A 16000-nucleotide genomic window follows, 5' to 3' on the forward strand; every position below is an offset into this window, starting at 1 on the left:
AAAAGACGTCTTCATGATCAATTAATCACAACTAAAAATGGCGAGTTCCGGCAAAGTTTACCCGGATTAATTATAATAATTGTGAAAAAAATTATCTTTTAGTTGAAAAAATATTGCTATATCACAAATGCAAACGCTTTTACTTTGTGAATGAAAGTGCTTTAATAATGAGTGTAAAGAAAATGGAAATAAGGAGATGCTTTAAAATGGCAAAAATTAATAGTGCTGATGCTATGTTCCAAGTAATTTATGATTGGGGTATTGATCACATTTATGGTTTCCCTGGTGGTTCTTTTGATTCAGGGATGAATGCTATTCATGATTGGAAAGATAAGATTAAGTTTATTGAAGTTCGTCATGAAGAAGCTGGTGCTCTAGCAGCTTCAGCTGAATATAAATATACTGGTAAGCTTGCTGTCTGCTTTGGCTCAGCAGGTCCTGGTGCCGTTCACTTAATGAATGGTCTTTATGATGCAAAATACGATAAGGTGCCTATGGTAGCGATTGTTGCTAATGTGCCAATGAATCGTCAAGAAATAGATTTCTTCCAAGCCTTTGATGAAAAGCCGTGGTTTGAACCAGTAGCGGTTTGGAATCGTGAAGCTAAAACTAAGGAACAGCTTCCAGTATTAATGGATGAAGCTATTCGTCAAGCTTATGCTAAGAAGGGTCCTGCTGTAATTATTGTACCTAAGGACTTTGGTTGGGATAAAATTGAAGATAATTTCCGTGTAAATGCAAATGCTCACCGTGTAAATACACCAGATCCTAAGAAAGAATCAATTGAAGAAGCTGTTAAATTAATTAAAGAAGCTAAGAACCCAGTAGTTTACTTTGGTTTAGGTGCAAAACATGCACGCAAGGAATTAGAAGAATTTTCTGATAAGTTTAAGATGCCATTAATGTCATCTGTTCTTGGTAAAGGAATTGTGCCAGATGAGTTCCCAGCATATATGGGTTCAATTGGACGTGTTGCACCAAAGCCAAGTGATGATATTCAAACTCATGCTGATTTGGTTGTGTGGGTTGGTAATAACTCACCATTCTCACTTTTCTTCTTCAATCCAAATGCTAAAGTAATTCAAGTTGATACTGATTCAGAAAAATTAGGTAAACGTCACAAGGTCGATGTGCCAATTTTAGCTGATGCAAAGAAGACTTTAAGAGCTTTGATTGAAGGTGGGGATGAAAGAGAAGAATCACCACTTTACAAAGCTGCCTTAGCTGACCGTAAGAACTGGAATGAATGGCAAGATAGCTTTAAAGATTCTGATCAAATGCCAGTAAGACCTGAACCAATCTTTGATATTATTAACAAATATGCTGATGATGATGCTATTTTTGCTATTGATGTTGGTAATGTAAATATCGATTTTGATCGTTTAATGAACTTGCATGATAAACAAAAGTGGGCAACTTCTGGTTTGTATGCAACAATGGGATTTGGTTCTCCAGCTTCTTTAGCCGCAGCTACTGCCTATCCTGATCGTGAAGTATGGCAATTAGCTGGTGATGGTGGTTTTGCCATGATGAACCAAGAATTGCTTACCCAAGCTCGTTACAACATGCATGTTTTGAACATCGTATTTACTAATGAAACTTTGGGTTACATTCAAGCTGAACAAGAAGATGAATCTCACCAACCATTATCAGGTGTCTTACTTCCAGACAATGACTGGGCAAAAGCTGCTGAAGGTATGAATGTTAAGGGTATAACTGTTCGTACTAAGAAAGAATTCGAAGATGCAGTTAAGAAATTTAAGAAGATGGATGGACCAATGTTAATTGACATTAAGTTCACTCACAATATGCCTTACTCAACTGAATTGAATGATTTAGATAATCCAGAATTCGTTCAAAAGTATCAAGCTCAAGCTTTGAAGCCATTTAGCTACTTTGCTGAAAAGTATGGCGTAGATCTTGATGCTGAAACTGGTGCTTCTGAACATGATGATAAAGATGAAAAAGAAGAATCTGTTGATACTTCAAGCGGTGCCTCAAGACACTAAGAATAAATAGTTAAAAAATATTGATTTAAAAAGTCTGTCTCTTGAATTGAGACAGGCTTTTTATTATGATTTATTAATAACTAAAAGTAAGTAAAAAGTTAATAAATTTTAAGAAAAAAACGGTTATACTATATAACTAGAGATATTAAGATTATGGAGGCGCAATTATGCAACAATTTGGTGTTATTGGTCTTTCAGTTATGGGAAAGAACCTAGCTCTTAATGCAAAGAATCATGGCTTTTCTGTCGCAGGCTATTCAATTGATAAGCCTGAAGTTGATGCTTTAGCAAAATATGAAGATAAAGACCTTAAACCTACTTATACTTTAGAAGACTTTGTAAATTCTTTAGAACGTCCACGCAAAATTTTAGTACAAATTATGGCAGGCGCACCAGTTGATGAAGTTATTCAAAGACTTATTCCTTTGCTTGATAAGGGTGACATTATCATTGATGGGGGTAACTCTAATTTCCACGATACTGTTCGTCGTTCACGTGAATTAGAATCAAAGGGAATTCACTTTATCGGTATGGGTGTATCTGGTGGTGAAGAAGGTGCTCTTAACGGTCCAGCTTTAATGCCAGGTGGAGATGAAGAAGCTTATAAAGAAGTAGCTCCTATTTTGGAAGCAATGGCTGCCAAAACTCCAACTGGCCAAGCTTGTGTTGGTTACATTGGGCCTGAAGGTAGTGGACACTATGTCAAGATGGTTCACAATGGTATTGAATATGGTATTATGCAAATCATTGTTGAAGTGTATGACATCTTGCGTACCATTGGTAAATACTCAAATGAAGAAATGAGTGATATTTTTGCCAAGTGGGATGAAAGTGCTCTTAAGAGTTACTTGATTGAAATTACTGCTAAAGTTTTGAAACAAAAAGATGATTTAACTTCCGGCTATGTAGTTGATCACATTTTAAATGAAGCATCTTACAAGGGAACTGGTAACTGGATGCTCGAAGATGCAATTAAATTGGGTGTTCCAATTACTGTAATTGCTGAAGCTGTTATGGCGCGTTTCATGTCAAAAGCAACTTTTAGAGATGATCCTGAACTAGCTACTGTTCCTGAAAAGGCACCTAAGGATTTAGTTGAAAAGTTGGGCAAAGCTCTTTACTTAGCTACCGCTGTTTCTTATGCTCAAGGTTTTGAACAAATGACTGCAGCTGCTAAGACTTACAGTTGGGGCCTTCACTACGATACAATTGCTCAAAACTGGGAAGCTGGATGTATCATTCGTTCAGAAATGTTACAAGATATTAAGTCTGCTTACCGTGCTGACGAAAACTTGCAAAATCTCTTTAAAGCTCCATTCTTTGATAAAGTGAAGAAGGAAGATATTGGTGCTTTACGTGATATCATCAAATTAGCTACTGATGCTGGCATTCCAACCCCAACTTTAAGTGCAGCGTTGAATTACTTAGAATCAATTTTCAATCCAAACTTGCCACAAAACTTACTTCAAGCACAACGTGATTACTTTGGTGCTCATACTTACCAAAGAAATGATCGTCCAGGTACTTTCCATACTGAATGGTATGAAGAAAAATAATTATTTCACACGAAACAATGAAAAACTCATAATGAGATAGAGTCTGAATTTAGGATATATCATTTATGAGCTGCTAATTAAAAGCCATATGTCGATATTGAGTTGATATATGGCTTTTAATTTAATATTTTTTAAAGTTAAAAATTAATATTACAAGTTAGTCATTAATTACAGTGGGTACTTTAACTTCAACATTTACTTTATCTTTAGCATATAATTTAATAGCTACGAATAAAATAATAATTTCAACTACTAACAGTGTAAGTAATGCATATTTAACATTAGTTGAACCGGAAATGGTTGTTAATATTGTAGTCATTACTGGTGCTGTAGCCATAACAATTGTATTAAGCAGGCCCACACTTGAAGCTAAAATCTTCTGATCAATTGTAGTAACTAACCATTGTTGCATTTTTAGGGAAGCAATACTTACAACTGCAGCTAATAAAAAGTAAAAAGGCAAAATTATAAGAATATTAGCAAATAAACCAGCTACTGTAGTCATTACACTTAAAGCAATTGCTATAAGAACCATAAAAAATACTGTCTGCTTTTTAAATAATTGTAGTCCAAGAGTACTACCCAAGATCGCACCAGCACTTACTATTAGTCCAATTAATGCGAGAGTGAAACTATAAGTAGAAATAAGCATAGTTGAACGATGAGCGGCCATTACTATTGGTAATAATGAACCGATGGCAGATAAAGCTCCATTAAGAAGTGCAATTACTAAAACTACCGATAATAAGCCTGAAGATTTTCTTATTTGAATATATGAAGACTTCATTGTAGCCCAAAATTTTTGCTCATTTACTTCTTGTGCATCTTGGAAGCTTATTTCTTTTTTACGACGAAGTCCTACACTAGCGTATAAAAAGCCTGCAAATAAAAATGTAAATGCATTAACGAATGCTAGATTAGAGTAAGACAGAAAAAGTAACAAGCCTGATCCAATAAATTGAGCCACAGTAGTAATAACTTGACTGATCCCATTGGTAAAACCCTCAGCTTCTGCAAATTCTTCTTGGCCAACTACTTCTACGATTAAAGGAACATTGAGTCCACCCGAATAAGCACCAACTGTATCAGAAATAAAATTAATAATAACTACAGCAATTACTAGGCTCCATTGAGATATATTCGTAACGAATAATATTCCTACTAGTCCATAAAGAATGAATCTAACGACAGCCATTAAGAAGATATTTTTGAATTTATTGTGTGTTTTATCAGCTAAATAGCCACCAAAAATATCAAATAATCTAGGAATAGATTCTGAAATTGCAATTAATGATAGTGCTAGGGAATAATTCTTTAATTTACTTGCGTAAGTCATAAATGCCAAATAAAAAAGAATATCTCCGGCACTAGATAAGAAATTAGCGATTGATAGTCTGCGGTAATCTTTATTTTTTAAAAATACATTCATAATGTTTAACTTCCTTTTTGATGTTAAACACATAATATCTGCTTTATAATGAAAACATCGAAATAGTCGTATTTGAAAGCAAAATTCAAATACGACTATTTTATTTCTCTTATATTTTCTTAAATATACTAAGACTATCAAGTTTAAATGTTTGGAGGTATTAGAAATGGGAGAAAGTTAAGTTATTTAATTTATAAATTTATATTAGGAGATTGTTATCATAAATAGGAGACTTATGTAAATGGGACATCGTAATGGACCAGCTCCATATATTGGAACTTGGTAAAAGTATATTATCTTAATTAATAATCATAGCGGAAAAAGCTGTAATAGTGCAAGAAATTAAGCAATATGGAAATAGTAGACTAGAAAAATTTGCTAATATTGCGAGAAATTGTTCCTTTAAAAGTTCTAATTTATTTGATGATGAAGTATTAGGCAGTATAACCGATATTTCAAATTTTTCGATGCAAGATGTTCGTAAATTTCTTAATACTCACTTAGTAAAAGAAAATATTTCTATATTAATTGCTGGGAATAAGCATTCCTTATATCAAATTAAATCCATTTTAAATAGATATAACTTAAGAAAAGCAACATTTTCTTCGTTAATAATTAATTCATCTGAATCACAATCTCTTTCTTTAGAAAAAATAATAATTGGGAATCAGAAAAATAAAGAACTTGCTCAATTATCTACTATATTTAAAATTTGTCATAAGCCACTAAATGAAAATAAAATCTTAGCTTTAAGTATGTTATTTTCTATTTTAAATTCAGGAAAATATTCATTATTATCTCAAATGCAACATTTTGTACCTGAACTATACTTTTTTCAAGCTATTCCAATTTTTAGAAAATCAGGCATTTATATACAATTATTAACTTCGTGTAGTATTCAAGATACAAAAGTAATTGAAGAAAATATAAATAAAATATTTGTAACTCTATCAAATTTAAGTGTAGCTACTTTAAAAGATATTATTCATAATTTGTATTTTCATCAAAATTTATTATTTGATGGAGTAGAAAAAAGCATTTCGTCTTTTGCAAATATGCAAGCTGAACAGGAGAAAATTATAAATTTACATAATATTGATTCAATTGCTACAATTAATAAATTTAAAGAAATAGTCAATAAATTAATAGATCATGCTGGAAGTACTGTGATTGCTTATATTTAAAAAGGGAGTATTTGTTATGTTTATTTCTGAAAAAATTTTCTTATCATCAATTGCAATTGTTTTAACTTTGTTCAGTGGTGGTATAGCGATTCAAAATGTTTCTGCTGCAAATTACCAATCTAAGAACACTACAATTACTAGTCTGCCTTCCCAAGTGATTAACCAAGTATCAATTTCTAGTATTAATGATAATGTTTATGTTAAAGTCGGGAACAAACTAAAGGTAAATTATGATGGCCCTCAAAAATATGCCCCAACAGTGCAAGTTAAAAATAAATGTTTAGAGATTTCTTCTTCTCGTCATTTTGCTTTTAATTTCTTCTCAAAAAAGAATTATAATATCACTATTACTCTGCCAAAAGATTACTTACAAAGTTTTTCAATTAATTCATCAAATGGAAACGTAACTGTAGAACAAATTAATACCCAAAAGGGTTCAATTTCAAGTTCAAATGGCGATGTTAATATCTCTAATCTTACTTCACAATTAGGATTTGACTTATCAAGCTCAAATGGTGATATCGTAGTAGAACACCTTAATGCTAAAAAGGGTTCAATTTCAAGTTCAAATGGCGATATTAATATTTCAAATCTTACTTCACAATTAGGATTTGAATTATCAAGTTTAAATGGTGATATTGTAGTAAAAAATACTAATGCTTCAAGATATGACCTTTCGAATTCTAAAGGGCAAAATAGATTTAAAAATATGGATGTATCAGAATCATTTTCAAAAGGGAAGTCAAGAATTAATTCATTAAAAGTTGATAACTCAAATGGTGATATCACAGTAGATTAAAGTAAGTGGTCTATTGTAACGCTTTGAAAAGATTAGAAAAATATCAACAGCATATCTCAAAAAATTAAATTTAGTAATAAGACAAAAAGGCAGCCTAAATGGCTGCCTTTTCAGATGCAATAAAAATAGCGAAATTATTCTCCTAGTTTCATAGTTTATATTAAGAAATTTTCTATGAGTTTTTTATTTTGGCTTATAATATGAAGGGTACAAAAATAGAGTAATAAAAGTTATGGATTAAGTTATGAAAAAAACACTTACAGCTATATATTGGAAGCTTATTTTTCAATCAATTATTGTCGGTGCACTAGTTGGTGCAGTCGTTGGTGCCTTTCGCTGGGGGCTAGAATATGTAACAAATTGTTGGCAAAAGGTATTTTCAAATGCACATGAGAATGCTGTTTGGTTCGTAGTAATTGTTATTGGTTTTATTTTAATTAGTGTGATATCTGGTTTGCTAGTAAAAAGACATCCCCATGTGGGTGGTTCTGGGATTCCAGAAGTTAAGTTAGAATTAGCTGGTAAATTATCTTTGAATTGGTGGCCAACTTTGTGGCGCAAGTTTATTGGTGGAATTTTAACAATTGGTTCGGGACTTTTTCTTGGACCAGAAGGTCCATCTTTGCAGATGGGAGCAATGGTTGGTAAAGGTGTAGCTCAAGGGTTTAAGCAATCTAAAACTAATGCCAGAGTGTTACTCGCTAGTGGGGGTGCTAGTGGCCTAGCTGCTGCTTTTGGGGCACCTTTAGCTGGGAGTATGTTTATTTTAGAAGCAGTCTTTCGTGATTTTGCACCTCGTGTTTGGATGACGGCACTAGCAGGTGCGATTTCAGCTAATTTTGTGGTATCAAATATGTTTGGTCAACATGAAGCCTTACCACTACATTATGGACATATGTTACCGCTGAATTTATATTGGCACTTAGTAATTTTAGGTTTATTAATTGGACTTTTAGGTCACCTATATAAAGTTGGTTTATTTAGTATCAAAAAGATTTACGCTAAAATTACTTTCTTGCCTAGTTGGTTATATAGCTTGATTCCTTTAGCAATTTTAATTCCAATTGCTTACTATATGCCAGCTATTACAGGATCAGGTAGCCGCTTAATTATGGCACTTAACAAAATGATTGGGCCATTGGGATGGACGGTTGTAGGGATGTTAGGAATTTACTATTTGATTCGGTTGGTATTTTCAATTGTATCCTACGATTCAGGTGTACCAAGTGGTGTCTTCTTGCCGGTTTTAACGTTGGGAGCCGTGATTGGTGCAACTTATGGCGCCTTTATGGCGCAATTAGGTTTATTGCCCGAGCGTTATATCATTAATTTGATTATCTTTTCTTTAGCTGGTGCATTTGCTTCAGTAATTCATGCTCCATTTACAGCGATTTTATTAATTGCTGAAATGGTTGGCTCAATTTTCCAATTAATGCCACTAGCTGTAGTAGCCTTTATTGCCTTATTGGTAGATGACTTTATGGGTGGCCATCCAATTTATGATCAATTGGCTAACTTGATGGAAAAATCAGGCGATTATCATGAAGAAAGAACTGGCAGACAAGACCAGATAACGTTACCTGTCTATGAAGATAGCAAGCTAGTAGGTAAAAAGATTGCTGAGATTAAGTGGCCGGAAAATACTTTGGTCCGTATGATTAGACGTAACAGTGAAGATTTAATTCCAGTAGGAAAGACAATCATTCAAGCTGGAGATATGTTAGTAATCGAGGTAGATGAAGGTGAACGAGGTAAAATTTATAATGCAATGAAGAAATTACAAGGTGTTGAATTAGACGGATAATTAAAAATAAGTCTTTAAAAATTTTTAAAAAGTGTTATAAATAATTCGTCCGGGAAATGCACATATAGGCATTTCATTACACTAATAAAATTTTATTTATATGAGAGGGGATTAGATGCAAGCATTTCTATCATCTATCCAAAGTGTAGTCGTTATCGTTTTGATTATGCTTCTAGGATACATTCTTAGAAAACAAAGATGGCTCGCAGATTCATTTGGTGGCAATGTTTCTAAGTTAATTACTCAAATTGCCTTGCCTGCTTCCATTTTTATGTCTGTTCAAAATAACTTAACTAGAGGTAAGTTATTTAACTTATTTGCAGGCTTACTTTTACCATTTATTGGGGTAGTTATTTCCTACATTGTAGCCTTTATTTTAGTTAAGGTTCTTAAGGTTAAGGTTGGTCGTCGAGGGGTATTTATCAACACCATTGCCAACGCCAACACAATCTTTATTGGGATGCCTTTGAACTTGGCACTTTTTGGTAGTGCTGCAACTTCATACTTCTTAATCTACTACATCATTAATACCGTTTCTACTTGGGCATTTGGTGTGTTCTTGATTAAGAATGATGATCCAACTTTAGTTAAGGCTGAAAAGCAACATAACAAGATTAATTGGAGAAAGATTTTACCAATGCCTTTGGTTGGTTTCTTCGTAGCTGTTATTTGGTTATTAACTGGAATTCAATTACCTAAATTCCTTGGTGATACCTTTAACTACGTTGGTAGCTTAGTTACTCCATTATCATTAATCTATATTGGTATTGTGTTAGCTAATGCAGGTCTTAAGAGTATCCACTTTGATAAAGATACAATCTTTGCTTTACTTGGACGTTTTATTTTAGCTCCAGTAGTAATGATTTTATTGGTTAAGTGGTTTGGACCTTCAGTACTTCACTTAGATATTGCAAGCCTAATGGGTAAGACATTTATTGTTCAATCTGCTACTCCAGCGCTTGCTGTTCTTCCAATCTTGGCTGGTGAAGCACATGGTGATGTTGACTACGCAACTAACGTTGTTGTTTTGAGTACTTTGCTCTTTATCATCGTAGTACCAGTTTTAATGTTTATCATTGGTTAATCAACTAAAAAATAAGGCTTCAAATGAAGCCTTATTTTTTACGTTAAAATGTTCCATAGTGTTTCTTTTATAGTATAAGTTTAAATAAGGATAGTAAGAGTACCTGTGTTCATAAGTTTTTCCTCCAATTAAATAAATATTTATTGGAATTAAGTATATTAGTAAATGATTAAGAAAATTAAAATAGTCATATTTGAATTTAAGTTTCAAATATGACTATTTTAATTTATTTATATTTAAGTAGAAGACGCTGTAAAGTCGCTCCATATTGTGACATATCAATACTTATTAATATATTTACTACCTCTTTACTTTTATTAAAAAATTTAGTATTTTTTGTTGTTCTGTAATTTATCATATTTTCAAAAAATGATAATGCTAATTTGTAGAAAACTAATTCAGGTCGTATTTTTATCTTTTTAGCATTAGTAATAAAGTAATTAACGTCTTTTTCATTATTTTCATCAAGTGAAACGGCTAAAACATTTACAATGATAGCGGATAAAGCAATCTGCATTTTAATATTATTACTTAATATATATTGATTAATAATTTTTTTAGCAATTATCTTGTTACTTTCTAAGTCATAAAAAGGCATAAAATTACAAAATAGAGCTACCTTGTTTTCGTTAAAGTTGGGAATGCTAAAAATTTTTTCTTTAACTTTATCTCTAAGCTGTTTGTCAGGTTTTTCAGTTGTCTCTTTCATTATTTCTAGCCAAGCATCAATAAGTAATAGTTCCTCTTTTTTCTACGTAAAGTCAAGCACAATACGATGTTTGACTATGTTTTTAGCTTGAATTTTAGTTTAAGTAGCTATTAATGTCGATATATTTTTGGAATTAAGCACGATAAATAAGCCCAAGTTTATATCTGATTTTTGGGCTTAGCGTTATAATGTAGTTGATCAATTAATTACGACTAAAGTCTTTTTTGGTTATGTGTGGCTACGTTGTAATCATATAGTTGATCATTAATAATCAGGGCATAAATTGTTCTGATTAGTTTATGTATTGAAGCAATAGCTATCTTTTTAAACCCTTTGGTTTGAGAAGATAGCTTTTTGCTTTCATAATAATCTGCTATGTGACACGGATTAGTCTTAGCCGCATTATCAATTTGACCAATAGCACGATAAAGCAATTTACGTGCTATTGCATTACCATGCTTAGTAATACTTAAATTAGAATCCATTTCACCTGACTGATATCTACCTGGATCTATGCCAATAAAAGCATTAATTTTATTGGGATTGCTAAATCTGCGTACATCTCCCAATTCTGCTAAAACTCTAACTGCAGTAGTTTGGGCAAAACCTGGAATACTTTCTAGATTTTCTAAATCATGATTAGGTAAAGTCTTAGCGAGTTTAACCATTCTTGTAATTAATTGTTCTCTTTGCTTACTTAGATTAAGTAGTCTTTGGGTATAATATTGTACTTGTTGAACTTCTATACTAGTCTCGGAGACAACTGGATAAGCTTGATAAGCTAATTCAATAAGTTTATCAGCAGTTTTTTGAGCATGTTTAAATGCAATACCTTTTAAATTCATTAGCCAATTAATAATTTGATTTTTGTTCTCTTGTCTTACTAAATCGCAATGAGGGTAATGAGCAACTATTTGCCAGTAATTATTACCTTTAGCAGTAGAAAATAGATTTTCAATTTCGGGAAAAGTTGATTGTAAAGCCTGGTGAAGTCTATTTTTAGCTGTGACTAAATCATCTGTTAGCTGGTCATAGAAACGACTCAAAGCATTGAGTTGCTTATAAGACTGAGACTGATTTTGACTAACTGGATGATGATAAAGTCTTTGAATTAAGGCTAAATGATAAGCATCAGTTTTATCAGTCTTATTATGACGTAGTCCCAAATCCATTTCTTTTTTTGCTTTAAGAGGATTAAGCACAACATATTCATAACCGTAATCTTCTAGAAAAGCTTGTAGTCTGCGTGAATAAACACCAGTAGCTTCTCTGGCTGTTTAGTAAAAGCAGCTAATTCGTGCAGTAATTTAATAAAACCAGGACGGTCGTTAGTAATGGTAAATTCATTTTTACTTTCACCAATTAGCTCACAAATAGTAGAAGTAGACTTACTTACATCAATTCCAAAAGTAATTTGCATTATATAACCCCCTAAGCTTAAGTAGTAAAACGTATTTACTTAAGAAATCAGATCTAATTTTCTAAACTCGACATCAACGTGTCCACATTCTTCGAAGAGATTATTGATAGCCTAAGTAAAACTGCCAGTTTTGTCTACGACATCAAGTGTCTAAAAAGGCTTTGACATATCGTTTTACTACTACTTAAATTCTACAAGAGAATAAAAAATAGTGAATTAATTATCCCGTCGGATAACTAATTCACTATTTAGCTTAGAATGTTTTGTCTTTTTCAGAAAGATTACTTTCTTTTACTAGTGGCCGTAATCTTATTACTTTCTGTTTATTATTTTCATAATAAGCTTCAATTAGTGTATTATTAAAATCTTGAATTTCTTGATGCTTAATTTCATCATTTTGATTTAATCGACTAAAGAATTCCCATAAAGGAATGTTATTGTAATGAAGAAGATCAATTAAACTATCAGCCGTAATTCTATGAGCATTCTTTTCTACTTTAGAGTAATAAGATTGACTTATAATTGTGCCTTTGTTAGTAAATTCTTTTTGTTTCTTCGCTTGTGCAATTCTGTATTCCTTAAGTAACTCTCCGATTGTCATAATTGTATGCTCCATATAAATTTAAATACGACTTTTTCATTAATTATATTATAAAACTAATATCGTTAGATAAGTTTAAAAGGAAAATAAAGAAAATTAATGCATTTTAAAAACATAATTATTAACATACAAAAGTAAGAAGTTAAAATTTCCCTATTTACGTAAAAGCTTATTAAGCTCTCGTGCAGAATTTCACGTACGAGTAGTAAAAACAAGATAATATAAGGCGTGCATAGTGTCCTTTGGTGGTTCTTAGGACGGGCAAGGTCTTGCAGGGACGGTCAGATGCCCGTCTTTTTTGCTAAAAATATCTAAGGAAAGAATAAAAATAAGACTTCAAACGAAGCCTTATTTTTTTTGCGTTAAAATGTTCCATAATACTTCTTCTTTTGCAGTAAGAAGATGATTTTTTCTTGTTGCAGCTGCGAAAAGAAATTCTGGTTGATCCTTATCTAAAAGTGGGATAGAAACTACATTATCATTGTCATGAATAGAAAGAGTAGTTACATAAGAAACACCCAAATTTTGCGCAACTAATGACTTAATTACCGCAACATCAGGACTACGATAAATGGTATTAAGTGTAATATGATTTTGATGTGCCAGCTTTTCTAAAGCTTGAGTATGGATGTAGTCTTGAGTCATGCCAATGAAGTTTTCTTGAGATAATTCTTTGAAATAGATTCCTTTTTTTTGAGCAAAGGGATGATTTTTTGAAACAATTACTTCTATTGGATAGCGGTCGATTACATGAACTTTAATAATTGGTTCAATATCTAAAGAGGCAAGACCAAGTAAGGTAAGATTAATTTCACCTTCAATTAGCATTTTACGTAAATCATTAGAACCACGTTCTACTACATTTAAACGAGGTAAAATTCCTTTTGAAAAAAGCGTAGGTGCGATAGTAGGTAAGTAGTTACGACCAATAATTGGTGGTAGTCCAAATAAAATATCAGGGTTAGGTTGAGCCTTAACCTCAGCTTCCGCAATTGAAACTTCATTCAAAATAGCTTGAGCATGTTCATCGAATTGACGGCCGAGACTAGTGATAATGATACTTTTATGTGATTGATCACGGATAATGAATTGGCCACCGAATTTTTTCTCTAAACGTTTGATGGCGGCTGTGATAGTTGGTTGACTCACATTAAACTGTTCTGCGGTTTTGGTATAGCTCTTTAGATTTATTAAAGCATGAAAATATTTGAGATCTTGAATATTCATAATCCAGCCTCCTCATATAAACAAAAGTTTAGGATAGCCTATTCTTTGACTATAAATTTTTAACCAGTCTATACTAGGTTATGATACAAGAAAAAAGTTAGAATTACCAAGGCTAGGGAGGCAATATAATGAGTAATGCATGGTCAATTTTAAACAATCCTTTTAAAAATAAAGGGACTGCCTTTACTAATGAAGAAAGAAAGAAACTTGGTTTAGTTGGTACTTTACCAGTTGAAGTTGAAACTATTGAACAACAAGCTAAGCGTGTCTATGACGAATACAAGAATCGTCCTGAAGGCTTGCAACAACGTCAATACTTGATGGAAGTTTTTGATACTAATCGTACTTTGTTCTACTATGTGATGCAACACCACATTGAAGAATTAATGCCAATTATTTACGATCCAATTATTGCACCTGCAATTGAAAAATACAGCGAAATTTTCCAAAGACCTCAAGAAGCAGCCTTCTTATCAATTGATGATGAAGCTGATATTAAGGAAAGCTTGAAGAATGCAGCTGCTGGACGTAACGTTAAATTAATTGTTGCAACTGATGCAGAAGGTATTTTAGGTATTGGTGACTGGGGCACTAATGGTGTAAACATTGCCATTGGTAAATTAATGGTTTATACTGCTGCAGCTGGAATTGATCCTAGCGAAGTATTACCAGTTTCTTTAGATGTTGGTACTAACAACGAAACTTTATTAAACGATCCATTATACTTAGGTTTGAGAAAGAAACGTGTTTACGGTGACAAGTACTACCACTTCGTAGATTCATTTGTTGCAGCTGCACGTGAAGTATTCCCAGATGTTTACTTACACTTTGAAGACTTTGGTCGTGATAATGCCACTAAGATTTTAAAGCAATACCAAGACAAGATTCCTGTCTTTAACGATGATGTACAAGGTACTGGTATTGTATGTTTAGCTGGTGTACTTGGTGCCTTAAATATTTCTAAGCAAAAATTCACTGATCAAGTATTCTTAACTTATGGTGCTGGTACTGCTGGTATGGGTATTGCCAACATGATGTACCGTGAAATGCGTATGGAAGGTTTAAGTGAAGATGAAGCCAAGAAGCACTTCTACTTAGTAGATAAGCAAGGTCTTTTATTCGAAGATACTCCAGGCTTAACTCCAGAACAAAAACCATTTGTACGTAAGAGAAGTGAATTTGCTAATGCTGATGAATTAACTAACTTGGAAGCAGTAGTTAAAGCGGTTCATCCTAGCGTTATGATTGGTACTTCTACTAACCCAGGTGCCTTTACTGAAGGTGTTGTTAAGGCAATGGCAGCTGGTACTGAACGTCCAATTATCTTCCCAATTTCTAACCCAACTAAGTTAATCGAAGCTCATCCAGAAGACATTATTAAATGGACTGAAGGACGTGCTTTAGTTGCTACTGGTATCCCATCAGCTCCAGTAGAATACAACGGTGTAACTTACCACATTGGTCAAGCTAACAATGCTTTGATTTACCCAGGTTTAGGTTTAGGTGTATTGGCAAGTAAGACCAGACTTGTTAACGATGAAATTTTATCAGCTGCAGCTCACTCACTTGGTGGTATCGTTGATACTTCTAAGCCAGGTGCAGCAGTATTGCCACCAATCTCAATGCTTCAATCATTTACTAAGACTGAAGCTCGTGCAGTTGTTCAATCTGCCATTGACCAAGGTTTAGCCGGTGAAGGTGTTACTGATCCTGCCAAGGTTACTGAAGAAATGCAATGGACTGCAGAATATACTAACGAAGACTAATGAAAAATTAACTATAATGAAGACTAATGAAAAATTAACTATAATATAGTAGAAAAGTTCCAAGATTTATTCTTGGAGCTTTTTTGTTAAAGAGGATAAAATAGGAGTGAAAAGGGATGATTCAAATGGGATATAAACCAAAACATGAAAAAAAGAGAAAGAGTTTACTAGAAAAAACAGAAGAATTTCTCGAAACAACTGAAGATGATAAAGCAAATGATGAATTAATAGATACGATCAAAAAAGATCAAGCTTCTCGCTTAGAAGATGGAGATTTTTATCGGTAAAGAAAACTGCTACTTAAAAAAGTAGCAGTTTTTTTGTTGGAATTAAATAGTTATTTTTAATTACTTAGGGTTGTTGTTTAATAAATAAAAAATATAAAACAACAACATTAAAAATCAAGAACCCC

At 32.8% G+C, this 16000-nt stretch carries 11 protein-coding genes and 2 pseudogenes; 8 read left to right on the plus strand and 5 right to left on the minus strand.

Features of this window, described 5'->3' with window-relative positions; genetic code table 11:
* Nucleotides 1–206 precede the first annotated feature (206 nt).
* Nucleotides 207–2009 (plus strand): pyruvate oxidase, encoded by a 1803-nt coding sequence (gene spxB / locus FP432_RS06215; RefSeq protein WP_265488453.1) that lies wholly within the window; start codon nucleotides 207–209, stop codon nucleotides 2007–2009.
* A 167-nt stretch (nucleotides 2010–2176) separates the two neighbouring features.
* A complete protein-coding gene (gene gndA, locus FP432_RS06220) occupies nucleotides 2177–3565 on the plus strand; it encodes an NADP-dependent phosphogluconate dehydrogenase (RefSeq protein WP_265488454.1) in 1389 nt (462 codons plus the stop codon).
* A 157-nt stretch (nucleotides 3566–3722) separates the two neighbouring features.
* Here gndA and FP432_RS06225 read toward each other — a convergent pair whose 3' ends face one another.
* On the minus strand, nucleotides 3723–4994 hold the full coding sequence (locus FP432_RS06225) for an MFS transporter (RefSeq protein ID WP_265488455.1): 1272 nt from the start codon (nucleotides 4992–4994) through the stop codon (nucleotides 3723–3725).
* Between the two features lie 332 nt (nucleotides 4995–5326).
* On the opposite strand from FP432_RS06225, the gene FP432_RS06230 reads away from it, so the two are divergent.
* The 4 genes from FP432_RS06230 (at nucleotide 5327) to FP432_RS06245 (ending at nucleotide 9865) form a co-directional block, all read left to right on the plus strand.
* On the plus strand, nucleotides 5327–6178 hold the full coding sequence (locus FP432_RS06230; protein WP_265488456.1) for a hypothetical protein: 852 nt from the start codon (nucleotides 5327–5329) through the stop codon (nucleotides 6176–6178).
* Nucleotides 6179–6194: 16 nt separating this feature from the next.
* Nucleotides 6195–6977, plus strand: a complete 783-nt coding sequence (locus FP432_RS06235) for a DUF4097 family beta strand repeat-containing protein (RefSeq protein ID WP_265488457.1) — start codon at nucleotides 6195–6197, stop codon at nucleotides 6975–6977.
* A gap of 244 nt (nucleotides 6978–7221) precedes the next feature.
* A complete protein-coding gene (locus tag FP432_RS06240; protein WP_265488459.1) occupies nucleotides 7222–8781 on the plus strand; it encodes a ClC family H(+)/Cl(-) exchange transporter in 1560 nt (519 codons plus the stop codon).
* 115 nt (nucleotides 8782–8896) lie between these two features.
* Complete coding sequence (locus FP432_RS06245) at nucleotides 8897–9865, plus strand: AEC family transporter (protein WP_265488460.1); 969 nt, start codon at nucleotides 8897–8899, stop codon at nucleotides 9863–9865.
* 226 nt (nucleotides 9866–10091) lie between these two features.
* On the opposite strand, the gene FP432_RS06250 is transcribed toward FP432_RS06245, so the two are convergent.
* From FP432_RS06250 to FP432_RS06270, 4 genes and pseudogenes are all read right to left on the minus strand, one after another.
* The gene (locus FP432_RS06250) at nucleotides 10092–10595 is read right to left on the minus strand and encodes an Rgg/GadR/MutR family transcriptional regulator (RefSeq protein ID WP_416202891.1); all 504 of its coding nucleotides are present in this window, start codon (nucleotides 10593–10595) and stop codon (nucleotides 10092–10094) included.
* 191 nt (nucleotides 10596–10786) lie between these two features.
* Nucleotides 10787–11994 (minus strand): annotated as a pseudogene (locus FP432_RS06255) (IS110 family transposase).
* 262 nt (nucleotides 11995–12256) lie between these two features.
* Nucleotides 12257–12595, minus strand: a pseudogene (locus FP432_RS06265) (helix-turn-helix domain-containing protein); the annotation flags it as partial.
* Between the two features lie 348 nt (nucleotides 12596–12943).
* Entirely contained in the window at nucleotides 12944–13822 is an 879-nt protein-coding gene (locus tag FP432_RS06270) for a LysR family transcriptional regulator (protein ID WP_265488466.1), read from the minus strand.
* Between the two features lie 128 nt (nucleotides 13823–13950).
* On the opposite strand from FP432_RS06270, the gene FP432_RS06275 reads away from it, so the two are divergent.
* Complete coding sequence (locus FP432_RS06275; RefSeq protein WP_265488467.1) at nucleotides 13951–15588, plus strand: malolactic enzyme; 1638 nt, start codon at nucleotides 13951–13953, stop codon at nucleotides 15586–15588.
* A 116-nt stretch (nucleotides 15589–15704) separates the two neighbouring features.
* Nucleotides 15705–15875, plus strand: a complete 171-nt coding sequence (locus FP432_RS06280; protein ID WP_265488468.1) for a hypothetical protein — start codon at nucleotides 15705–15707, stop codon at nucleotides 15873–15875.
* Nucleotides 15876–16000 lie beyond the last annotated feature (125 nt).

The organism is Lactobacillus sp. PV034 (assembly GCF_014522305.1).
In the GTDB taxonomy this organism is placed as follows: domain Bacteria; phylum Bacillota; class Bacilli; order Lactobacillales; family Lactobacillaceae; genus Lactobacillus.